At 57.1% G+C, this 22,642-nt stretch carries 23 protein-coding genes and 1 riboswitch; of the genes, 11 read left to right on the top strand and 12 right to left on the bottom strand.

Annotated features, from left to right (window positions below; translation table 11 throughout):
- Window positions 1-133: 133 nt before the first annotated feature.
- From cecR to HV242_RS06695, 5 genes are read left to right on the top strand one after another with little or no spacing between them, the layout of a single operon-like run.
- Window positions 134-811: a transcriptional regulator CecR gene (cecR, locus tag HV242_RS06715; protein ID WP_014169235.1), complete on the top strand. Its 678-nt coding sequence runs from the start codon at window positions 134-136 to the stop codon at window positions 809-811.
- Window positions 808-1,803 carry a secretion protein HlyD gene (hlyD, locus tag HV242_RS06710; protein ID WP_050737363.1) on the top strand — a complete coding sequence of 332 codons (996 nt, stop codon included), beginning with the start codon at window positions 808-810 and terminating at the stop codon, window positions 1,801-1,803. Before cecR ends, hlyD begins: the two co-directional genes overlap by 4 nt.
- Complete coding sequence (locus tag HV242_RS06705; protein WP_040016977.1) at window positions 1,796-3,535, top strand: ATP-binding cassette domain-containing protein; 1,740 nt, start codon at window positions 1,796-1,798, stop codon at window positions 3,533-3,535. Before hlyD ends, HV242_RS06705 begins: the two co-directional genes overlap by 8 nt.
- Complete coding sequence (locus HV242_RS06700; RefSeq protein ID WP_020884927.1) at window positions 3,525-4,658, top strand: ABC transporter permease; 1,134 nt, start codon at window positions 3,525-3,527, stop codon at window positions 4,656-4,658. The genes HV242_RS06705 and HV242_RS06700 overlap by 11 nt, the downstream gene beginning before the upstream one ends.
- 9 nt (window positions 4,659-4,667) lie before the next feature.
- On the top strand, window positions 4,668-5,774 hold the full coding sequence (locus HV242_RS06695; RefSeq protein WP_014169231.1) for an ABC transporter permease: 1,107 nt from the start codon (window positions 4,668-4,670) through the stop codon (window positions 5,772-5,774).
- Here HV242_RS06695 and HV242_RS06690 read toward each other — a convergent pair.
- A complete protein-coding gene (locus HV242_RS06690) occupies window positions 5,736-6,146 on the bottom strand; it encodes a YbhQ family protein (RefSeq protein ID WP_014169230.1) in 411 nt (136 codons plus the stop codon). The genes HV242_RS06695 and HV242_RS06690 overlap by 39 nt on opposite strands.
- A gap of 133 nt (window positions 6,147-6,279) precedes the next feature.
- Between HV242_RS06690 and HV242_RS06685 the strand changes: the two genes are divergently transcribed.
- Genes HV242_RS06685 through HV242_RS06675 form a run of 3 tightly spaced genes read left to right on the top strand, consistent with a single transcriptional unit; the run spans window position 6,280 to window position 9,241 of the window.
- A complete protein-coding gene (locus HV242_RS06685) occupies window positions 6,280-7,041 on the top strand; it encodes an endonuclease/exonuclease/phosphatase family protein (RefSeq protein ID WP_014169229.1) in 762 nt (253 codons plus the stop codon).
- A complete protein-coding gene (gene clsB, locus HV242_RS06680; RefSeq protein WP_040016974.1) occupies window positions 7,038-8,279 on the top strand; it encodes a cardiolipin synthase ClsB in 1,242 nt (413 codons plus the stop codon). Before HV242_RS06685 ends, clsB begins: the two co-directional genes overlap by 4 nt.
- Window positions 8,279-9,241, top strand: coding sequence for a lysylphosphatidylglycerol synthase domain-containing protein (locus tag HV242_RS06675; protein WP_014169227.1), 963 nt, complete (start codon window positions 8,279-8,281; stop codon window positions 9,239-9,241). Before clsB ends, HV242_RS06675 begins: the two co-directional genes overlap by 1 nt.
- Window positions 9,242-9,299: 58 nt before the next feature.
- On the opposite strand, the gene HV242_RS06670 is transcribed toward HV242_RS06675, so the two are convergent.
- From HV242_RS06670 to moaA, 6 genes are all read right to left on the bottom strand, one after another.
- Window positions 9,300-10,007 carry a Bax inhibitor-1/YccA family protein gene (locus HV242_RS06670; protein ID WP_014169226.1) on the bottom strand — a complete coding sequence of 236 codons (708 nt, stop codon included), beginning with the start codon at window positions 10,005-10,007 and terminating at the stop codon, window positions 9,300-9,302.
- Window positions 10,008-10,065: 58 nt separating this feature from the next.
- Window positions 10,066-10,518 carry a molybdopterin synthase catalytic subunit MoaE gene (gene moaE / locus HV242_RS06665; RefSeq protein ID WP_014169225.1) on the bottom strand — a complete coding sequence of 151 codons (453 nt, stop codon included), beginning with the start codon at window positions 10,516-10,518 and terminating at the stop codon, window positions 10,066-10,068.
- 1 nt (window position 10,519) lies between these two features.
- The gene (moaD, locus tag HV242_RS06660) at window positions 10,520-10,765 is read right to left on the bottom strand and encodes a molybdopterin synthase sulfur carrier subunit (protein ID WP_020884929.1); all 246 of its coding nucleotides are present in this window, start codon (window positions 10,763-10,765) and stop codon (window positions 10,520-10,522) included.
- Window positions 10,758-11,243, bottom strand: a complete 486-nt coding sequence (gene moaC, locus HV242_RS06655) for a cyclic pyranopterin monophosphate synthase MoaC (RefSeq protein ID WP_008501142.1) — start codon at window positions 11,241-11,243, stop codon at window positions 10,758-10,760. The genes moaD and moaC overlap by 8 nt, the downstream gene beginning before the upstream one ends.
- 3 nt (window positions 11,244-11,246) lie before the next feature.
- On the bottom strand, window positions 11,247-11,759 hold the full coding sequence (gene moaB / locus HV242_RS06650; RefSeq protein ID WP_020884931.1) for a molybdenum cofactor biosynthesis protein B: 513 nt from the start codon (window positions 11,757-11,759) through the stop codon (window positions 11,247-11,249).
- A 24-nt stretch (window positions 11,760-11,783) separates the two neighbouring features.
- On the bottom strand, window positions 11,784-12,773 hold the full coding sequence (gene moaA / locus HV242_RS06645; protein ID WP_063858345.1) for a GTP 3',8-cyclase MoaA: 990 nt from the start codon (window positions 12,771-12,773) through the stop codon (window positions 11,784-11,786).
- Window positions 12,761-12,895: riboswitch (molybdenum cofactor riboswitch) on the bottom strand. (Overlaps the previous gene by 13 nt.)
- A gap of 226 nt (window positions 12,896-13,121) precedes the next feature.
- Between moaA and yvcK the strand changes: the two genes are divergently transcribed.
- On the top strand, window positions 13,122-14,030 hold the full coding sequence (yvcK, locus tag HV242_RS06640) for a uridine diphosphate-N-acetylglucosamine-binding protein YvcK (RefSeq protein ID WP_050737366.1): 909 nt from the start codon (window positions 13,122-13,124) through the stop codon (window positions 14,028-14,030).
- An 86-nt stretch (window positions 14,031-14,116) separates the two neighbouring features.
- Here yvcK and uvrB read toward each other — a convergent pair whose 3' ends face one another.
- Entirely contained in the window at window positions 14,117-16,132 is a 2,016-nt protein-coding gene (gene uvrB, locus HV242_RS06635) for an excinuclease ABC subunit UvrB (RefSeq protein WP_020884934.1), read from the bottom strand.
- A gap of 750 nt (window positions 16,133-16,882) precedes the next feature.
- Between uvrB and HV242_RS06630 the strand changes: the two genes are divergently transcribed.
- Window positions 16,883-17,605 carry an ABC transporter ATP-binding protein gene (locus HV242_RS06630; protein WP_014169219.1) on the top strand — a complete coding sequence of 241 codons (723 nt, stop codon included), beginning with the start codon at window positions 16,883-16,885 and terminating at the stop codon, window positions 17,603-17,605.
- On the opposite strand, the gene bioD is transcribed toward HV242_RS06630, so the two are convergent.
- From bioD to bioB, 4 genes are read right to left on the bottom strand one after another with little or no spacing between them, the layout of a single operon-like run.
- On the bottom strand, window positions 17,568-18,269 hold the full coding sequence (gene bioD / locus HV242_RS06625; protein ID WP_050737367.1) for a dethiobiotin synthase: 702 nt from the start codon (window positions 18,267-18,269) through the stop codon (window positions 17,568-17,570). The two genes, HV242_RS06630 and bioD, sit on opposite strands and share 38 nt — an antisense overlap.
- A complete protein-coding gene (bioC, locus tag HV242_RS06620) occupies window positions 18,262-19,017 on the bottom strand; it encodes a malonyl-ACP O-methyltransferase BioC (RefSeq protein WP_050737368.1) in 756 nt (251 codons plus the stop codon). Before bioC ends, bioD begins: the two co-directional genes overlap by 8 nt.
- Complete coding sequence (gene bioF / locus HV242_RS06615; RefSeq protein ID WP_044866437.1) at window positions 19,001-20,158, bottom strand: 8-amino-7-oxononanoate synthase; 1,158 nt, start codon at window positions 20,156-20,158, stop codon at window positions 19,001-19,003. The genes bioC and bioF overlap by 17 nt, the downstream gene beginning before the upstream one ends.
- A complete protein-coding gene (gene bioB, locus HV242_RS06610; RefSeq protein WP_014169215.1) occupies window positions 20,155-21,195 on the bottom strand; it encodes a biotin synthase BioB in 1,041 nt (346 codons plus the stop codon). The genes bioF and bioB overlap by 4 nt, the downstream gene beginning before the upstream one ends.
- Before the next feature lie 86 nt (window positions 21,196-21,281).
- On the opposite strand from bioB, the gene bioA reads away from it, so the two are divergent.
- Window positions 21,282-22,571: an adenosylmethionine--8-amino-7-oxononanoate transaminase gene (bioA, locus tag HV242_RS06605; protein ID WP_072126484.1), complete on the top strand. Its 1,290-nt coding sequence runs from the start codon at window positions 21,282-21,284 to the stop codon at window positions 22,569-22,571.
- Window positions 22,572-22,642: the final 71 nt, after the last annotated feature.

The following is a 22,642-nucleotide window of genomic DNA, read 5'->3' as shown; positions in this document are numbered from 1 at the left end:
GGTTTTGTGACGTGGCGCATAAAATATCCCGCGGCGCTGCGTTGACGAAAGATTTCCCGCCGTGTGGTCACTGGACAAAAAGGGCAACCGGGCATAATGTTAATCAATCGATTGATTAATTTTTAAAACCGCCATGAATACGACCCCAACGACATCGAAAGGTGAACAGGCCAAAAACCAGCTTATTGCCGCCGCGCTGGCGCAGTTTGGCGAATATGGTCTGCATGCCACCACGCGGGACATCGCGGCGCAGGCCGGGCAAAACATTGCGGCCATTACCTACTATTTTGGCTCAAAAGAGGATTTGTACCTCGCCTGTGCCCAGTGGATCGCCGACTTTATCGGTAACCATTTTCGGCCACACGTTGAAGAGGCCAGCGGGCTATTGAGCCAGCCGTCGCCGGATCGCGCCGCCATCAGGCAGCTGATTATCAGCGCCTGCGACAATATGATTCGCCTGCTGACCCACGACGAGACGCTGAGCCTGAGTAAGTTCATCTCCCGCGAGCAGCTCTCCCCTACGGCGGCTTACCAGCGAGTGCACGATCAGGTGATTGCTCCGATGCATACGCACCTGACCCGGCTGATCGCGGCCTATACCGGACGAGACGCCGACGATACCGAGACTATTTTGCATACCCACGCCCTGCTGGGTGAAATTCTCGCCTTCCGTCTTGGGCGCGAAACGATCCTGTTACGCACCGGCTGGACACAATTTGATGAGGATAAAGCCGCGCAGATTAGCCAGGTCATCACCTGTCATCTCGATCTGATCCTGCAAGGCTTAACGCAAAGGAGCCTGAAGTCATGAAAAAACCTGTCGCCATCTTTCTGGTGGTCGTTGTTCTGCTTGCCGCAGGTATCGGCGGCTGGCTGTGGTATCAAAGTCACCAGGACAGAGGCCTGACGCTGTACGGTAACGTCGATATTCGCACCGTGAATATGAGTTTCCGCGTCGGGGGGCGCCTGGCCTCCCTCACCGTTGATGAAGGCGATACCATCAAAACCGGTCAGATGCTGGGGATGCTCGACAAGGCCCCGTACGAGAACGCGCTGATGCAGGCGAAAGCAGGCGTTTCCGTGGCGCAGGCGCAATATGACCTGATGCTGGCCGGCTACCGTGACGAAGAGATTGCTCAGGCCGCCGCCGCGGTCAAACAGGCGCAGGCCGCCTATGACTACGCACAAAACTTCTATGCCCGTCAGCAGGGGCTGTGGAAAAGCCGCACCATTTCTGCCAACGACCTGGAAAACGCCCGCTCCTCCCGCGACCAGGCCCAGGCGACGCTGAAATCCGCCCAGGATAAATTAAGCCAGTACCACACCGGTAATCGCCCGCAGGACATCGCGCAGGCAAAAGCCAGCCTGGAACAGGCGCAGGCGCAGCTGGCGCAGGCGGAACTGGATCTGCACGACACCACGCTCATTGCCCCGTCTGACGGCACGCTAATGACCCGCGCCGTGGAGCCGGGCAGCATGTTAAGCGCGGGAAGCACCGTCCTGACGCTTTCGCTGACGCGTCCGGTATGGGTGCGCGCCTACATTGATGAGCCTAATCTCGGCCAGATGCAGCCGGGCCGCGAGCTGCTGCTCTACACCGACGGTCGGCCGGATAAACCGTATCGTGGCAAAGTTGGCTTTGTGTCACCGACGGCTGAATTCACACCCAAAACGGTTGAAACGCCGGATCTGCGTACCGACCTGGTTTATCGCCTGCGCATCATCGTGACCGATGCCGACGACGCGCTGCGTCAGGGCATGCCTGTCACCGTAAAAGTCAGCGACGGGGAACGACATGAATGACGCGGTTATTCAGCTCAACAATCTGGTCAAACGCTTCGCGGGGATGGAAAAACCTGCCGTCGCCCCGCTGAACTGTACCATTCAGAAAGGCTATGTGACCGGGCTGGTTGGCCCGGACGGCGCAGGCAAAACGACGCTGATGCGGATGCTGGCGGGTTTGTTAAAGCCTGATGAAGGAACCGCCAGCGTGCTCGGACTCGACCCGATTAAAGACGATGGCGCGCTCCATGCCATGCTGGGCTATATGCCGCAGAAGTTTGGTCTGTATGAAGACCTGACGGTGATGGAAAACCTCAATCTGTATGCTGACCTGCGCAGCGTCACTGGCGAAACCCGTCAGAAGACCTTTGCCCGTTTGCTGGAATTTACCTCACTTGGCCCCTTCACCGACCGGCTGGCGGGCAAGCTCTCCGGCGGGATGAAACAGAAGCTGGGGCTGGCCTGTACGCTGGTGGGCGAGCCGAAGGTTCTCTTGCTCGATGAACCCGGCGTGGGCGTCGACCCGATTTCGCGCCGCGAGCTGTGGCAGATGGTGCATGAGTTAGCCGGCGATGGGATGCTGATCCTCTGGAGCACCTCGTACCTTGATGAAGCGGAACAGTGCCGTGACGTTCTGCTGATGAACGAAGGTGAGCTGCTTTATCAGGGGGAGCCGACCACGCTGACGCAGAGCATGGCTGGACGCAGCTTCCTGTTGCACAGCGCCCAGGCCTCCAACCGTCAGCTGCTGCAGCGGGTGCTGAAGCTACCTCAGGTCAGCGACGGAATGATTCAGGGCCGTTCGGTGCGCGTGATCCTCACGAAAGAGGCGACCGCGGACGATATACGCCGTGCACCGGGAATGCCTGAAATTGAGATGGAGGAGACCGCGCCACGCTTTGAAGATGCGTTTATCGATCTGCTCGGCGGCGCAGGGACATCAGAATCCCCCCTCGCCGCGATCCTGCACACGGTTGAAGGCACGCCGGGTGAAACGGTGATTGAGGCCAAATCCCTCACCAAAAAATTTGGGGATTTTGCCGCCACCGATAACGTCAATTTCGCGGTGAAACGCGGTGAGATTTTTGGCCTGCTCGGGCCAAACGGCGCCGGGAAATCGACCACTTTTAAGATGATGTGCGGCCTGCTGGTACCGACCTCGGGGAAAGCGCTGGTGCTCGACATGGACCTGAAGGTCAGCTCCGGCAAGGCGCGTCAGCATCTGGGCTATATGGCGCAAAAATTCTCGCTGTATGGCAACCTGACGGTCGAGCAGAACCTGCGCTTTTTCTCCGGTGTGTACGGCCTGCGGGGCCGCGCGCAGAACGAGAAAATCCACCGCATGAGCGAGGCCTTTGGCCTGACGGGCATTGCTTCCCATGCCACCGACGAACTGCCGCTCGGCTTCAAGCAGCGGCTGGCGCTGGCCTGCTCATTAATGCATGAGCCCGATATCCTGTTTCTCGATGAGCCGACCTCCGGCGTTGACCCCCTCACCCGCCGCGAGTTCTGGCTGCATATTAATAGCATGGTGGAGAAAGGGGTCACGGTCATGGTAACCACCCACTTTATGGATGAGGCGGAATACTGCGACCGCATCGGGCTGGTGTATCGCGGCAAGCTGATTGCCCACGGTACGCCGGACGACCTGAAAGAACAGGCCGCCGATGACGAGGTGCCGGACCCGACCATGGAACAGGCGTTTATTACCCTCATCCACGACTGGGATAAGGAGAATGCCCATGCGCAATAACGCCATTTCATGGCGCAGGGTGCGTGCGTTGTGTATCAAAGAGACGCGCCAGATCGTGCGTGACCCCAGCAGCTGGCTGATCGCTGTGGTGATCCCCCTGCTGCTGCTCTTTATCTTTGGCTACGGGATCAACCTCGACTCCAGCAAACTGCGGGTCGGGATTTTGCTGGAGCAGCAGAGCGAAGAGGCGCTTGATTTCACCCACACCATGACCGGCTCCCCTTACATTGACGCCACCATCAGCGACAACCGGCAGGCGTTAATCCAGATGATGCAGGCCGGGAAGATACGTGGGCTGGTGGTGATCCCGGTGGATTTTGCCGCCAACATGGCGCGCACCGATGCCAGTGCGCCGGTGCAGGTGATCACCGACGGCAGCGAGCCAAACACCGCGAACTTTGTACAAGGCTATGTGGAGGGCATCTGGCAGCTGTGGCAAATGCAGCGCGCCGAAGATCGCGGGGAAACCTTCGAACCGCTGATCGACGTGCAGACGCGCTACTGGTTTAACCCTGCGGCCATTAGCCAGCATTTTATTATCCCGGGTGCGGTGACCATCATCATGACGGTTATTGGCGCCATTTTGACCTCGCTGGTGATTGCCCGCGAGTGGGAACGCGGCACCATGGAGGCGCTGCTGTCTACCGAGGTCACACGGGTTGAACTGCTGCTCTGTAAGCTTATCCCCTACTACTTCCTCGGCATGCTGGCGATGCTGCTCTGCATGCTGGTCTCGGTGTTTATCCTCGGCGTGCCGTACCGTGGATCGCTGGTGGTGCTGTTCTTTATCACCAGTCTGTTTTTACTGAGCACCCTCGGGATGGGGCTGCTTATCTCCACCATCACCCGTAACCAGTTCAACGCCGCGCAGGTGGCCCTGAACGCCGCCTTTTTACCGTCGATTATGCTGTCCGGGTTTATTTTCCAGATAGACAGCATGCCCGCCGTGATCCGTGCCGTGACCTACATTATTCCGGCGCGCTACTTCGTGAGTACGCTGCAAAGCCTGTTCCTGGCGGGGAATATTCCGGTGGTGCTGATCATCAACACGCTGTTTTTGTTGGCATCGGCAACGATGTTTATTGGGCTGACGTGGATAAAGACCAAACGGCGTCTGGATTAAGGAGCGAACATGTTTCACCGTTTATGGACATTGATACGCAAAGAGCTGCAGTCGCTGCTGCGCGAGCCGCAGACGCGCGCCATTCTGGTATTACCGGTGTTGCTTCAGGTGTTGCTCTTCCCGTTTGCCGCCACGCTGGAGGTGACTAACGCCACCATTGCTATCTACAACGAAGATAACGGCAAACATTCCGTCGAATTGACGCAGCGTTTCGCCCGCGCGAAGGCTTTTACCCACATCCTGCTGCTGAAAAGCCCGCAGGAGATCCAGCCCACCATCGATACGCAAAAAGCGTTATTGCTGGTGCGTTTTCCGGCCGATTTTTCCCGCAACCTGGATACCTTCCAGACGGCACCAATGCAGTTAATCCTCGACGGGCGCAACTCCAACAGCGCCCAGATTGCAGCCAACTATCTTCAGCAGGTGGTGAAGGATTACCAACAGGAGTTGATGGACGGGAAACCAAAACCTAACAACAGCGAGCTGGTGGTGCGCAACTGGTATAACCCGAATCTGGATTACAAATGGTTCGTGGTGCCATCGCTGATCGCCATGATCACCACCATCGGAGTGATGATCGTAACGTCGCTCTCCGTCGCCCGTGAGCGCGAACAGGGGACGCTCGATCAGCTGCTGGTTTCCCCGCTCGCAACATGGCAAATTTTCGTCGGCAAAGCGGTTCCGGCGCTGATTGTCGCGACCTTCCAGGCCACCATCGTGCTGGGCGTGGGAATATGGGCCTACCAGATCCCGTTCGCCGGTTCGCTGGCGCTGTTCTACTTCACGATGGTGATTTACGGGCTGTCGCTGGTCGGGTTTGGACTGCTGATTTCCGCGCTCTGCTCTACCCAGCAGCAGGCATTTATTGGCGTGTTCGTCTTTATGATGCCGGCGATTTTGCTTTCGGGCTACGTCTCGCCCGTCGAGAACATGCCGGTATGGTTACAGGATTTGACGTGGATAAACCCGATTCGGCACTTCACGGATATCACCAAGCAGATCTATCTGAAGGATGCGAGTCTGGACATTGTCTGGGGAAGTTTGTGGCCGCTACTGATTATAGCGGCCACGACGGGCTCAGTGGCGTACGTGATGTTTAGACGAAACATCGCGTAGCTTTTTCTCTTTGGTCAGTAACGAGACCACGGCAGGCCCTGCGAGGATTGCCAGACCGGCCAGGGCCAGCAGCAGGTTGTTTTGCAGCACACGCGACAGCAACCAAAGCACAATCATCGCCGCACCAAAGTACCAGGTGGTGGTGAGCTCTTCGAGCACATCACCCACCTCACGCCAGCGTGCTTCGTGGTGGCGCTGTAAAAACAGCATCGACAGTACGGTGACGCCATAGAGGACGCATAGCCCTAAGCCGACCCGCACCAGCGTGCCGCTCATCCAGCCCATCACCAGTACGGCCACGACCAGTAAATGCAACATTATCTGCCAGCAACTCAGGCCAGTTGCGACACGAACGCGTTGTTGCCACTTCATGGCTTCTCTCCTGAAGGATTTTTCTCTGCTTAATCAGACTACCGCACTTTACGGAAAATTCCGTAACACCGCATCTTTTTGTGACGCCTACTACACTTTATTTTCATCGGGATAGTCACCCTGGAAGGAACGTATGACCAAAAAAATGCAGCATTTCTCGCTTAAAGTGCTGACGATAAACATTCATAAAGGCTTCACAGCATTTAACCGCCGCTTCATTTTACCGGAGCTGCGCGATGCGGTACGCACCGTCAGCGCGGACATTGTCTGCCTTCAGGAAGTCATGGGCGCGCACGAAGTGCATCCGCTTCACTTTGAAAACTGGCCGGACACCCCGCACTACGAATTCCTGGCCGACACCATGTGGAGTGATTACGCCTACGGGCGCAACGCGGTGTACCCGGAAGGGCATCACGGTAATGCGGTGCTGTCACGTTTTCCCATCGAACATTACGAAAACCGCGACGTCTCTGTGGGTGAAAGTGAAAAACGCGGGCTGCTTTACTGCCGTATCGCCCCGCCGGATCTGGCGTTCCCGGTGCACGTGGGCTGTGTTCATCTGGGCCTGCGCGAAGCCCATCGCCAGGCTCAGCTAAAAATGCTGGCCGAATGGACCAATGCCCTGCCCGAAGGTGAACCCGTGGTCGTGGCCGGTGATTTCAACGACTGGCGGCAGCGGGCTAACCATCCGTTGAAGGTTGATGCCGGACTTGAGGAGATTTTCACCCGTGCAAACGGCAGGCCTGCACGCACCTTTCCGGTACGGTTCCCGTTTTTGCGACTCGACAGAATCTACGTGAAAAACGCCCATGCCAGCAGCCCGACCGCACTGGCGTTACTTAACTGGCGACATCTTTCCGACCATGCGCCGCTCAGCGCGGAGATCCACTTATGAAATGTTCATGGCAGGAAGGCAACCGGATCACGCTGCTGGTCAACGGGGATGAATATTACCCCGCGGTGTTTGACGCGATTGACCACGCAAAGCAGAAAGTGATCCTTGAAACGTTTATCTGGTTCGAAGACGACGTCGGTAAGCAGTTGCACAGCGTGCTGCTGCGTGCTGCCCTGCGTGGCGTCAAAATCGAAGTGCTGCTGGATGGCTATGGCTCACCGGACCTCAGTGATGCGTTCGTCAATGAGCTCACCTCAGCAGGCGTCGTGTTCCGTTATTACGATCCTGGCCCTCGCCTTTTCGGCATGCGTACCAATCTTTTCCGCCGGATGCACCGCAAAATTGTGGTGGTGGATGAGACGGTAGCGTTTGTTGGCGGCATTAACTACTCCGCTGAACATATGTCCGATTACGGCCCGGAAGCCAAGCAGGATTACGCGATTCGCATTGAAGGACCGGTGGTGCAGGATATCCTGCTCTTTGAGCTGGAAAACCTGCCCGGTAAAGAAGCTGCCCGCCGCTGGTGGCAGCGCCGCCACCATCGTCCGGAAGAGAACCGTCACCCCGGTGAAGCGCAGGCGCTGTTTGTCTGGCGGGATAACGGTGAGCACCGGGACGACATTGAGCGGCATTACCTGAAGATGCTGGCGAATGCGAAGCGCGAAGTGATTATCGCCAACGCCTACTTTTTCCCGGGCTATCGCCTGCTGCATGCCATGCGCAATGCGGCCCGACGCGGCGTTCGCGTGAAGCTCATTGTTCAGGGCGAGCCGGACATGCAGATTGTCAAAATCGGTGCCCGGCTGCTGTACAACTATCTGGTGAAAGGTGGCGTACAAATTTACGAATATCGCCGTCGGCCGCTGCACGGCAAAGTTGCCCTGATGGACGATCACTGGGCCACCGTGGGCTCCAGCAATCTCGACCCGCTGAGTTTATCACTCAATCTTGAAGCTAACCTGATCATCCACGATCGCCATTTCAACCAGACTCTCAGGGATAACCTGCAGGCGTTGATCGTGAACGACTGCGTGCGCGTGGACGAATCCATGGTGCCCAAACGCACCTGGTGGAATCTGGGCATTAGCGTGGTGGTGTTCCACTTCCTGCGTCATTTCCCGGCGATGGTGGGCTGGCTGCCGGCGCACACGCCAAAACTTGCGCTGGTGGATCCGCCTGTCCAGCCCGAAATGGAAACCCAGGACCGCGTTGAAGCGGAAGATGGAGGGAAAACCTGATGTCGAAATCACATCCACGTTGGCGGCTGGCTAAAAAGATCCTCACCTGGCTGTTTTTCATCGCCGTCGCGGTTCTGCTGGTGGTTTACGCCCAGAAAGTTGACTGGGAAGAGGTGTGGAAAGTTATCCGCAACTACAACCGGCTGGTGCTGCTGGGCGCGGTGGGGCTGGTGATTGTGAGCTACCTCATGTACGGCTGCTATGACCTTCTGGGCCGCGCCTACTGCGGCCATAAGCTTGCGAAGCGCCAGGTCATGCTGGTGTCGTTTATCTGTTACGCCTTTAACCTGACATTGAGTACTTGGGTGGGTGGCATCGGCATGCGCTATCGCCTTTACTCGCGCCTCGGCCTGCCGGGCGGGACCATTACGCGCATTTTTTCCCTCAGCATCACCACCAACTGGCTGGGTTACATTCTGCTTGGCGGGGTGATTTTCACCATCGGCGTGGTGCAATTGCCTGCGCACTGGTACATCGATGAAACCACGCTGCGGATTTTAGGCTTTGCATTACTGCTCATCATTGCGCTCTATCTTTGGGCCTGCGCCTTTGCCAAACGCCGACACATGACCATCAAGGGGCAAAAACTGGTGCTGCCTTCGTGGAAATTCGCGGTCCTGCAGATGGCCGTGTCCAGCGCCAACTGGATGGCGATGGGGGCGATTATCTGGATGCTCATTGGTGAAGATGTGAATTACTTCTTTGTGCTGGGCGTGCTGCTGGTCAGCAGCATTGCCGGCGTGATCGTGCATATTCCGGCGGGGATTGGGGTGCTGGAGGCGGTATTTATCGCCTTGCTCGCCGGAGAGCATGTTTCACAGGGTACGATTATTGCCGCCCTGCTGGCCTACCGTATGCTCTATTACTTCCTGCCGCTGGCGCTGGCAACGGTGTGTTATCTGGTGCTGGAGAGTCGGGCGAAGAAACTGCGGGCGAAGAATGAGAAAGCGTTAGCGAAGTGAGGTCTGGCGGGGGAACTTACCCGGCCTGCGCAACGCAGGTCGGGTAAGGGAAATACACTTAACGACGGTTGCCTAAAATACGCAGCAACATCAGGAACAGGTTGATAAAGTCCAGATACAGCGTCAGGGCGCCCAGAATCGCGTATTTGCGCAGGTTTGAGCTGTCGCGTACGTCAATCTGTTCGCCAATATTTTTCAGCTTCTGAGTGTCGTAGGCCGTCAAACCGACGAAGATCACCACCCCGATATAGGTCACCGCCCACATCAGCGCTTCACTCTTCAGCCACAGGTTCACCAGCGACGCCAGCACAATCCCAATCAGCCCCATAAACAGCATGCTGCCGAAACCGCTCAGGTCACGCTTCGTGGTGTAGCCGTAGAGGCTCATCGCACCAAACATCCCGCCAGCGACCACAAACGTGCTGGCGATGGAGGAATAGGTATACACGATGAAGATGCTGGAGAGCGTCAGCCCCGTCAGTGCCGAATAGAGCATAAACAGCGTGGTCGCCATTCCGGCGCTCAGCTTCTGCACCAGGCCGGAGAGAACAAAGACCAGCGCCAGTTGCGCGATGATCAGCCCAAAGAAAGTGATTTTGCTCGAGAAGATAAACATCATCAGCTCAGGCGTGTTGGCTGCATACCATGCGATAAAGGCGGTCAGCAGTAAACCGACCGTCATCCAGCCATAAACCTGAGCCATATACGTCTGCAGCCCGGTACGGGTCTGCTGTACTATTGAATCGGAACGCGGAAATCGGTCCATGATTCACTCCTGATTAAGTAGACACACACGTTAAGACTAACACATCCACGCAAACCGACTACCAACGACTGGCGGCTTCTTTGTCGCTGTCACGCGACTCAACCCACCTGTCGCCTTCCGGCGTCGCTTCACGTTTCCAGAATGGCGCTTTGGTTTTGAGGTAATCCATAATGAACTCCCCAGCTGCAAACGCGCTACTACGGTGGGCACTGGTCACGCCGACAAAAACGATTTCCTCGCCAGGCCACATTTCACCAATACGGTGGATAACCGTCACTCGCCCGAGCGGCCAGCGGCCACGCGCCTGTTCAACGATCTCCGCGAGGGATTTCTCCGTCATGCCCGGATAGTGCTCCAGCGTCAGCGCCTTTACGCTGTCGCCGAGATTATGGTTACGCACTTTGCCGGTGAAGGTGACAACCGCACCGTCTTCGTCACGCTCTGCCAGCCAGTCATATTCTGTACCAACGCTGAAACGATCATGACCTACCAGAATTCGGGTTTCAGCCATCTTAGCCCCCTGTCACCGGCGGGAAGAAGGCCACTTCATCCCCGGCCGTCAGCGGATGGGTCAGCTCCACCAGCGTCTGGTTAACCGCGGCCAGCAGCTTGCCTTCATCCAGCGCCAGCGCCCAGCGGTCGCTTTGCGCGGCAAGATGCGCACGCAGGTCGGCAACGGTGTCAAACGGGGCATCAAGCGTCAGGCTGTCGGTGCCCACCAGCTCGCGGACCTGAGCAAAAAAGAGCACCTTAATCATGGCTGTCCACCTTAAAATCACCGGATTTGCCACCGCTTTTCGCCAGCAAACGAACCGGGCCAATCACCATATCTTTCTGCACCGCTTTGCACATGTCATAGATAGTCAACGCGGCGACAGAGGCCGCCGTCAGGGCTTCCATCTCAACCCCGGTTTTCCCGGTTAAGCGGCAGAGCGACTCGATGCGCACGCGGTTGTGCTCCGGCTGCGCCTGCAGGTTAACTTCCACCTTGCTCAGCATCAGCGGGTGGCAGAGCGGAATTAAGTCCCAGGTGCGTTTCGCAGCCTGGATCCCGGCGATGCGGGCGGTGGCAAAGACGTCGCCTTTGTGATGGCTACCGTCAATAATCATCGCCAGGGTCTCTGGCAACATGGTCACGAAGGCTTCAGCACGCGCTTCACGCACCGTTTCGGCTTTGGCGGAGACATCCACCATATGTGCTTCGCCAGCGGCGTTAATGTGGGTCAGTTGCGACATAACTTATTTCTTTAAATGGGGATGGAAATTACACGGACGGGTACGGGCATCCAGCTGCGGCGCAATGATATTTTCCCACGCGGTGCGACACGCTTTTGTCGAGCCGGGCATGGCAAAAATCAACGTGCCGTTCGCCACACCGGCAACCGCACGCGACTGCAGCGTGGAGGTGCCAATCTCTTCAAACGAGAGCATGCGGAACACTTCACCAAAGCCTTCCACTTCCCGGTCAAACAGCGGGACGAGTGCCTCGGGAGCCTGGTCGCCTGTGGTAAAACCGGTGCCACCGGTGATCAGCACCACCTGCACCTCATCGCTGGCAATCCACTGAGAGACCCGTGCACGAATGGCATAACGGTTCTCTTTCACGATCGCCTTATCAACAATACTGTGCCCGGCATCATGTGCCGCATCGCGCAGCCAGTGGCCGGAGGTGTCATCCTCTTCACCGCGGCGGTCGGAAACGGTAAGAATAGCAATGCGTGTCGGGATAAATTCCGCGCTAACCTGACTCATCTTCTGGTTCCTTCTTAAGCCTGATTACCCGCCAATGTAGGACAGGTTCTGAGTAATGCCGGTGTTGCCCTGATGCAGGAAGTGGGTCTGTTTTTTGTGCGTCAGAGCTTCAGAAATCCGCGCTTCAAGCGCGGCCTGTTGGGCGTCTTCCGCCAGCAGATCGCGAAGGTCGACACCGCCATCCCCGAACAGGCACAGATGCAGCTTACCAACGGAGGAGACGCGAAGACGGTTACAGCTGGCACAGAAGTCTTTCTCATACGGCATGATAAGCCCGATTTCCCCTTCGTAATCCGGGTGACAAAAGACCTGCGCCGGGCCGTCGCTGCGTTGACGGATCTGGTGGATCCAGCCGCGTTTCAGCAGCTCATCACGCAACACCATCCCGGAGATGTGATGCCGACAGAACAGCTCACTGCCCTCGCCGGTTTCCATCAGCTCGATAAAACGCAACTGGATGGGGCGGGATTTGATCCACGCCAGGAAGGTATCAAGCTGGTGATGGTTGACGTCACGCATCAGCACCGTATTGACTTTGACCTTCTGGAACCCGGCACTGAACGCCGCGTCAATTCCATCCATCACCTGGCGGAATTTATCCTGGCCGGTAATGGCATGAAACTGGCGGGCATCGAGGCTGTCCACGCTGACGTTGATGGCGGTTAAGCCCGCGTCGCGCCAGGCCGCAACGTCGCGAGCCATGCGGTACCCGTTGGTGGTGACCGCAATCTGACGGATACGATCGTTCTCACGCACCGCAGCAATGATATCGGGGAAATCACGACGCAGAGAGGGTTCCCCTCCGGTCAGGCGGACCTTTTCCGTGCCGAGTTCAGAGAATGCGCGCGTGACGCGGCGCACTTCGTCCACGGAGAGAAAGCCGTTATTGGTGACGCTGCCCGGTTTGTAGCCATCGGGCAGGCAGTAGGTGCAACGGAAGTTGCACACATCGGTAATCGACAGACGTAAGTAAAAAAACTTACGCGCGAATGCATCAGTAAGTTGTGAAGCCATGTACACCTTTCCAGAGACGGGAGGCACAGTCATTTCTTTCTGTACCCTGGTGGCATATTCGCCACGGCCAGGACGCCATATCTTTCGACACAGGCGCCAGGGCTCGAGTGTATGTTTTCAAATTTGAAAACGTGGTTATGGCGATAGTAGCGCGGAAATCTTCCCTTCGCCATTATCACTTAACGCTATATAACCATATACATAACGACATAATCGTGTATTTTCGCTACAGAATACCTAAAAACAGCATATTCACATTGATATACGTCATTTTGCGCCGGGTGAGGCATCGTCTTTTAGGGGTAGTTAGGGTAGTGTTACGCAGATCGAACGTGATAAGGAATGTGTATGCGCAATCGCACTTTTGCGGATCTTGACCGTGTTGTCGCTCTTGGCGGAGGCCATGGTCTGGGGCGAGTGATGTCTTCATTGTCTTCACTTGGCTCAAGGCTGACAGGGATAGTGACAACCACGGATAATGGCGGCTCCACCGGGCGTATTCGACGCGCGGAAGGGGGTATCGCCTGGGGCGATATGCGTAATTGTCTGAACCAGTTAATTACCGAGCCGAGCGTCGCTTCGGCGATGTTTGAGTACCGTTTTGGCGGTAACGGCGAACTTTCCGGGCATAACCTTGGAAATTTGATGCTTAAAGCGCTGGATCACCTGTCAGTGCGCCCGCTGGAAGCCATCAATTTGATCCGAAACCTGCTCAAGGTTGACGCGTTCCTGATCCCAATGTCCGAACAACCGGTCGATTTAATGGCGATCGATGCGGAAGGGCACGAGGTTTATGGCGAAGTGAACATCGACCAGCTTACCGTGCCACCAAAAGAGCTGATGACCTACCCAAGCGTGCCCGCCACGCGTGAAGCCATTGAGGCCATCGGCGAAGCGGATTTGATTTTGATTGGGCCGGGCAGTTTTTACACCAGCCTGATGCCCATTTTACTGGTCAAAGAGCTGGCACAGGCCCTGCGCAGAACGCCCGCCCCCATGGTTTACATCGGCAATTTAGGCCGTGAGCTGAGCCCGGCGGCGGCGAGCCTGTCGCTGGCGGATAAACTGACTCTGATGGAGCAGTACGTCGGGAAGAAAATCATCGATGGCGTAGTGGTCGGCCCGAAAGTTGATGTATCAGGGATTGGCGATCGCGTGGTGGTTCAGGAGCCGCTGGAAGCAAGCGATATCAAATATCGCCACGACCGTCACCTGCTGCGTGAAGCGCTGGAGAAAGCGATTCAGGACCTGGGATAGAGATTATGCCCTCACCCAACTTCTCTCCCACGGGAGAGAGCAAACACTAAAAAAATGACAGCCTGCGGCTGTCATTTTGCTTTTACCTAGGAGGCGGCGATAAACAGATCGCGCAGCTGATGCAGTTGGTCGCGGATTTGCGCGGCCTCTTCGAATTCGAGGTTCTGCGCATGCTGCATCATCTGCCCTTCCAGTTCGTGGATTTTCTGCTGCAGCGCTTTTGGCGTCAGCTCGACGGTATCCGGCTCAACCACTGAACGCGCCTTCCCGCGCCCTTTCGCTTTGGTCTTCGCAATGTTCTGACCCAGCGCCAGAATATCCACCACTTTCTTGTTCAGGCCCTGCGGCGTAATACCGTGCTCTTCGTTGTAACGCTGCTGTTTCTCACGACGACGCTCCGTTTCGCCAATTGCTTTCGCCATTGACGGGGTAATTTTGTCACCGTAAAGGATCGCTTTACCGTTAACGTTACGCGCGGCACGGCCAATGGTCTGGATCAGGGAGCGTTCAGAACGCAGGAAGCCCTCTTTGTCGGCATCCAGAATCGCCACCAGCGAGACTTCTGGCATATCCAGGCCTTCTCGCAGCAGGTTGATACCCACCAGCACGTCAAACTCGCCCAGACGCAGGTCGCGGATGATCTCCATACGCTCGACGGTATCGATATCCGAGTGCAGATAACGCACCCGCTCACCGTGCTCCTCAAGATACTCGGTGAGATCTTCCGCCATGCGCTTGGTCAACGTCGTTACCAGCACGCGCTCGTTGATGGCCGCGCGGATACGGATTTCTGACAGCAGATCGTCAACCTGAGTGGCGACCGGACGCACCTCGATAATCGGATCCAGCAGCCCGGTCGGACGCACGACCTGGTCAACCACCTCATCGCCCGATTTTTCGAGCTCGTAGTTGCCCGGCGTAGCCGAGACGTAGATGGTTTGGGGTGCCAGCGCCTCAAATTCTTCAAACTTCATGGGACGGTTATCCAGTGCCGATGGCAGACGGAAACCATACTCCACCAGCGTCTCTTTACGCGCCCGGTCACCGCGATACATCCCGCCAATTTGCGGGATAGTCACGTGAGATTCGTCGATCACCAGCAGACCGTCTGCCGGCAGATAATCAAACAGCGTCGGCGGTGGCTCGCCCGGACCACGCCCGGAGAGGAAACGTGAGTAGTTTTCGATACCGGAGCAGTAGCCCAGCTCGTTCATCATCTCCAGGTCAAACTGGGTGCGCTGGCTCAGGCGTTGCTCTTCCAGCAGCTTATTATTCGCCAGAAGCACCTTACGGCGGTCTGCCAGCTCAACTTTGATCTCTTCCATCGCCTGCACGATACGCTCGCGTGGCGTCACGTAGTGCGTTTTCGGGTAGATGGTATAGCGCTGAACGACCGACTCGACGTGGCCGGTCAGCGGGTCAAACAGCGACAGGCGTTCAACCTCTTCGTCAAACAGCTCAACGCGCAGGGCGATATCGTCCGACTCTGCCGGGAAGATATCAATCACCTCGCCGCGCACGCGGAAGGTACCGCGCTGGAACGCCTGATCGTTACGGGTGTACTGCAGCTCTGTCAGACGGCGTAAAATAGCGCGCTGATCGATGATCATCCCCTGGGTCAGGTGCAGCATCATCTTGAGATAGAGATCCGGATCGCCCAGACCGTAGATAGCCGACACTGACGCCACCACCACCACATCGCGACGCTCAAGGAGCGCCTTCGTCGCCGACAGACGCATCTGCTCAATGTGTTCGTTCACCGAGGCATCTTTCTCAATGAAGGTGTCAGAGCTCGGGACATACGCTTCAGGCTGGTAGTAATCGTAGTAGGAGACAAAATATTCCACGGCGTTATCCGGGAAGAACTCTTTCATCTCGCCGTAAAGCTGAGCGGCCAGGGTTTTGTTTGGGGCCAGCACCATCGTGGGGCGCTGCAGATCGGCGATAACGTTGGCAATGGTAAACGTTTTGCCCGAACCGGTTACCCCCAGCAGCGTCTGGTGCGCCAGCCCATCTTCCAGCCCCTCTTCGAGACGTCGGATCGCCTCAGGCTGATCGCCGGAAGGACGGAATGCAGAATTCAATTTGAACGGTTTACTCATGGGCGACAACCTGATGACGTTATAAGCGGCAGGTGAGTAATTTTACTCGTTGCTGCCAGGAATGCCAGTAAAAAACACTGGATGAAAAACCAGTAGCATGTCAGGATATTTAGAGTACCGGCAGGGTGATTAGCGCGATAGCGGTCAAAATTTGGACTGTGACAACATAAAACACCAGTCAGGACGGGTTATCCCCAGAACTTTTTCTTTTTTAACATTTGTCAAGCCAGGTAATGATAGTTTTATGGCAACAGGTGACACTTTCATTACGGCAATTGCTTTTATCTAACCAATTAAATATTAAGCGATATTTTCTAAAGCCGCGTTTCGCGCCAATTTGGTCGTAACCCGCGTCTTCTCTCGCTTATCGCGTGTTTTCTAACTCTAATGCACATGGTTATCCACAGGAATAGTGGATAACTGCTTCCAGCCCGTGCAGACCGCCGCTCAGCAAATTCCCGACTTTTCCCACGAAACGGCAGCAAAAATTTTTTATAGCTATTTTTTGCTGATAAACAGTTGTGTCATTCATAACCAACCGATGCGATCTTGCTCACATTTCCACCATTTTAACCCTGCACCACAACTCATCACGTCCGGCACCGCGGATGTGCAAAGGGGGTAATCACACACCGCTTATCCGGGACAAATTCCTAAAAAAGTCTCTTTTTTAATCAATTTAGGGTTTCTGGCAGGAGTTTTGCACATCCCACAATGAGCCTCATCCACACAGATTTTAAGGAGAGAAAGATGTTGAGTCTGCGTGCAGTTAACCAGTTTTACGGAAGCCAACATACGCTATGGAACGTGGATTTAGATTTTCCCAAAGGCATGTGTACAGGCGTTGTTGGCCTGCCGGGGATGGGCAAAACGACCCTGATGAATTGCATCGCCGGGAAAGTGCCTGTCGACAGCGGCACCATCATCTGGCACGAAGCCGGTGCACCGCCGCGAGATTTGCTTAGCCAGACGCCAGAACCCTTCGCTGGCCCGGGAATAGGCTATGTCCCGCAGGACAGGCGGATTTTCTCCCAGTTAACCATTGATGAAAATCTGCATATCGCCATGCGCGCGACAGGGAAACCTGACCCTGAAGCGAAAAGTGACGTTTACGACCTCTTTCCGGAACTCTATGCGCTGCGACAAACCCGGGCCAACACGCTTTCGCCAGACGACCAGTATCAGCTGGCGCTGGCCAATGCGCTGGTCATCCGTCCGCGGATGCTGATTCTGGATGAACCGATGCATGGCGCGGGCCACAGCTTCGCCCAGAAGCTGAGCCAGCTGCTGGTGCGGTTAAACCGGGAACTGGGAATGACGGTGTTGTTAGCTGAGCAGCAGCTGTCGTTTATCCGCCGGGTCGCGGAGCGCTTTTGCATGCTGTATCGCGGGCGTAACGTGGCCCAGGGCCACGTTAACGAGCTGGATGACGAGCTTATCGCCCACTGGATGTCGCTGGAGGCAAGACGCTGAGATCGAGGTAATGCCCGGTTTCAGCGCACCCGGCAGTGTCAGCCAGCCACGGGATCTCCCCAAGAAACGGCGCAGGAAGCACCCGCTTCAGCGTTGCCTGATACTCCTGATGTCGCCTGCCCGGCGCAACCACGTCGTTGGCTATCCAGCCGGCCAGGCGCAGCCCGGCCTGCTGAACGGCCTGGGCAGTCAGCATCGCATGGTTGATACAGCCGAGTTTGACCCCTACCACCAGAATTACCGGCAGCTGCTCGATTTGCACCCAGTCAGCAAAGGTCTGGTCCGCCGAAAGTGGCGTAAACCAGCCACCGGCGCCCTCCACCAGTACCCAGTCAGCCTGGCGTTCAAGGGCGCGTAACCCGGCAGAAAGCACGGCAAAATCAATCGGGCGACCTTCATCGGCGCTGATAATATGCGGTGAGGTGGGCTCGGCAAAGGTGTACGGATTCACCGCTGAATAGGCAAGTTCAAGCGTGCTGTTGCGCTGGAGCGCCAGCGCGTCGGTATTGCGTAACCCGTGCGCCGTCATCTCGCTGCCGGAGGCGACAGGTTTATATCCGGCGGTGGTTTTTCCCTGCATGCGCGCCGCCTGCAGCAGCGCTGAGCTGGCAACCGTCTTGCCCACTTCGGTATCTGTTCCGGTGACAAAATAACGTTCAGTCACGTTCAATAATCCCATGAAAAAGTTGATATGAGAGCGGGAACTGCCCCCGCTGCTGCGGCCACGCCAGCTCCAGACGCTGCAACTGGCCGCGGGTAAGAGGTTTCTTTTCACGCCCCGCATGCAGATGGGTCGCGCCAATGCCCTTCAGGGAGCGCATGGCGCTGAAGGCATCGTCGAAATTCAGCGTAATGGTCTGCTCAGCACAGCGATAGCGCCATCCCGCCAGCGCGTGGATGACCTGCTCGTGCGACAAAAAACGGTTAGCGTGAGGTTGTTCATCCACCGCTTTCCACGCCTGATTGAGCTCCGGTAAAGAGCTTTCCAGCAGCGTGGTGAAGGCCACGCATCCACCCGGGCGCGCCACGCGATAAAGCTCGTTTAATGCCTGCGGGAGACTACTGCACCACTGTACCGCCAGATGGCTCCAGACCAGATCAAACCGCGCATCCGGCAGCGGAATGGACTCAATATCGGCAACCAGATAGTGGTGCGCGGCCTGCTGCTGACGGGCCTCCTCGAGCATATCGGGCGACAGATCGATAGCCGTCACCTCGCTGCCGGCCGCACGCCAGTGTCGGCTATTGGCACCCGGCCCACACCCGGCGTCCAGCACCTGAGGGAACCGGGTCTCGTTGAGTAAAGTAAGCAGCCCCTGCGCGCTCTGACGCTGGAGTTCATCGTGCTGCGAATAGCTGCGCGCGGCCCGGCCAAATGCCGCCGCGATCGCCTGTTTATTCACGGGTGTCATGCAGCGCCTCCAGAAGTGCCTCGATATCCTCTGCTTCGTGCGCCGCCGTGAGCGTCAGACGCAGCCGGGCAGTGCCTGGCGGTACGGTTGGTGGACGAATAGCCGTCACCCATATCCCGCGCTCGCGAAGCGTCTGCGCCAGCGTGAGAGCCAGACCGTTTTCCCCCACCATCACCGGCTGGATTGCGCTCTGCGAATCGGTGCTCTGGAACGGGAGATGGCGTAACCCCTGGCGAAAACGCCGAATATGTTCCGCCAGACGCGCTCGTCGTTCCGCACCTTCAGCGCTGCGGATCACCGCCAGTGATGCAGACAGCGCCACGGCCTGTGCGGGTGGCATACTGGTGCTGTAAATGAGATGACGGGCGAACTGCAGCAGATAGTCGGCGACAGACTCGCTGCACAACACGGCCGCCCCGCTCACGCCAAAACCTTTCCCGAAAGTCACCACCAGCAGTTCCGGCTTCACGTTTTGCTGATGGACGCTACCGCGCCCTTCCTCACCCATCACGCCAATACCATGGGCATCATCAACCAGCAGCCAGGCGTTTTGTCGCTGCGCCGTCTCATGCAGCGGACGCAGCGGTGCGCTGTCGCCGTCCATGCTGAACACCCCTTCTGTGACCACCAGCTGCTGTCCGGTGCAGGGCTTATCGAGCAGGCCAGCAAGCTGAGCCGCATCGTTATGGGCAAAGCGGCGGAGCTGCGCAGGGCTTAAACTTGCCGCTTCCAGCAGCGAGGCGTGACTTAAGCGGTCGGCAACAATGCGGTCGTCCTTGCCCATTAGCGCGGTGATGACCGCCTGGTTGGCGGCAAAACCTGAAATGAACAGCAACGCACGCGGATACCCCAGCCAGTCGGCAAGGGCCTCCTCCAGCGCCTGATGCGCCGTGGTGTAGCCGCTGACATGCCCCGAACCGCCGCTGCCGACGCCAAACCGCTCCGCCCCCTGTTGCCAGGCGCGGACGATCGCCGGGTGCTGGCTCAGCCCGAGATAATCATTGCTGGAGAAATTGCAAAACTGCCGGCCCTCGCGGGTGAGAAAACGGCCTGCGCCGTTTTCTACCACGTTGCGAACGCGAAAGGCATCTGCCGCCCGCCGTTCTTCAAGCGCGGAATGGATACGTGCCTGCCAGGTCATACGGTTGCCGCGTTGTAGAACTGGTCAGTATCGGCGTTGAAAATCTGCTGCTCCAGCTGCTGCTGTTGCTCGTTATCCCCCGTCAGGACGTCGGTCTGATGCGGGTTCAGCCCCAGCTTGCGGAACAACTGGACGTCTTTGTCCTCTTCCGGGTTCGGGGTGGTCAGCAGTTTGCAGCCGTAGAAGATGGAGTTGGCCCCGGCCATAAAGCACATCGCCTGCGTCTGCTCGCTCATCTGTTCACGACCCGCCGAGAGGCGCACGTAGGAGGTCGGCATCATGATACGCGCCACCGCAATGGTGCGGATAAAATCAAATGCATCCACGTCTTCGTTATCCGCCAGTGGCGTACCTTTAACTTTCACCAGCATGTTGATCGGCACGCTTTCCGGCGGCGTGGGCAGGTTCGCCAGCTGCAGCAGAAGACCCGCACGGTCTTTCACCGTTTCGCCCAGTCCCACAATCCCGCCTGAACAGACTTTGATGCCGGCGTCACGCACTTTATCCAGCGTATCGAGACGCTCCTGATAGGTCCGCGTGGTGATGATATTGCCGTAAAATTCAGGGGAGGTGTCGAGGTTGTGGTTGTAGTAATCCAGCCCTGCCGCGGAAAGGCGTTGCGCCTGCTCTTCGTTCAGCGTGCCAAGGGTCATGCAGGCTTCCAGCCCCATCTCTTTCACCCCTTTCACCATCTGCTCCAGATACGGCATGTCGCGATCGTGCGGGTTTTTCCATGCCGCGCCCATACAGAATCGGGTTGAGCCTGCATTTTTCGCCTTACGGGCAGAGTCGAGCACCTGCTCCACTTCCATCAGACGTTCAGATTCAAGCCCGGTTTTATAGCGCGCACTCTGCGGGCAGTATTTGCAATCTTCTGGGCATGCGCCAGTCTTGATCGACAGCAGCGTACTGACCTGCACATGGCGTGGATCGAAGTGCTGACGATGCACCTGTTGGGCTTCAAACATCAGCTCAAGGAAAGGTTTATTGAATAATTCAGTAACTTGCGACATCGTCCAGCGTGCGTGGTGAGCCATGGGGCTTCTCCAAAGGGTTTTGTTAATTTTCAGATCGGTTTATACTCGTAAACCTAAAACTTTTCAAAATGGTTTACAAGTCGATTATGACCCAGGACGATCTCGCCTTCGACAAGCAGCATATCTGGCACCCTTACACTTCCACTACCCGCCCCCTCCCCGTTTACCCGGTCGCCTCGGCTCACGGGTGCGAACTGACCCTGAGCAGCGGTGAGTCGCTTGTGGACGGCATGTCATCCTGGTGGGCGGCTATTCACGGGTATAACCACCCGCGTCTGAATGCGGCGATGAAAGCGCAGATTGACCAGATGTCGCACGTGATGTTTGGCGGTATCACCCATCAGCCTGCGGTTGACCTGTGCCGGCGTCTGGTCGCGATGACCCCGGCCCCGCTGGAGTGCGTTTTCCTTGCAGATTCCGGCTCTGTTGCCGTGGAAGTGGCGATGAAAATGGCGCTGCAGTACTGGCACGCCAGAGGTGAGACCCGCCAGCGGTTCCTCACCTTCCGCAACGGCTATCACGGCGACACGTTCGGCGCGATGTCGGTGTGCGATCCGGATAACTCCATGCACAGCCTGTGGAAGGGCTATCTGCCAGAGAACCTCTTTGCCCTGGCACCGCAAAGCCGTTTTGACGGGGAGTGGGATGAAATGGACATGGTCGGTTTTGCGCGGCTGATGGCTGCCCACCGCCATGAGATTGCCGCCGTTATTCTTGAGCCGGTTGTGCAGGGTGCAGGCGGGATGCGGATGTACCACCCGGCGTGGCTGACGCGCATTCGTAAGATGTGCGATCGCGAGGGCATTCTGCTGATTGCCGATGAGATCGCCACCGGCTTTGGCCGCACCGGCAAGCTGTTCGCCTGCGAGCATGCGGGGATCGCACCGGATATTCTGTGTCTGGGTAAAGCGCTGACCGGCGGCACCATGACGTTGTCCGCCACGCTGACAACGCGCCACGTTGCCGACACCATCAGCGACGGCGACGCGGGCTGCTTTATGCACGGCCCGACGTTTATGGGCAACCCGCTGGCCTGCGCGGTGGCGAGCGAAAGCCTGGCCATTCTCGAGAGCGGCGAGTGGCAAACGCAGGTCGCGACGATTGAAGCGCAGCTTCGCCAGGAGCTGAGCGCAGCGTCAGCGGCTGAATTCGTGGCGGATGTGCGCGTGCTGGGTGCCATCGGCGTGATTGAGACCACCCATCCGGTTAACATGGCGGCGCTGCAGCGTTTCTTCGTGGAACGGGGGGTGTGGGTGCGTCCTTTCGGCAAGCTTATCTATCTGATGCCGCCTTATGTTATCTCGTCGGCTCAGCTACGTCAGTTAACGGCTGCGGTAGTTGACGCCGTTAACATTCCCGCACATTTTGCGATTTAACCCCGAGCGTTAACGTCGGTACTCTGTTTATGCATTACACTTTTTGCATAATCGGATACCGAGGTAAATCG

This window comes from Enterobacter sp. RHBSTW-00593, from assembly GCF_013784105.1.
GTDB lineage: Bacteria > Pseudomonadota > Gammaproteobacteria > Enterobacterales > Enterobacteriaceae > Enterobacter > Enterobacter ludwigii.
This window is presented reverse-complemented; position numbering and strand designations above follow the sequence as displayed.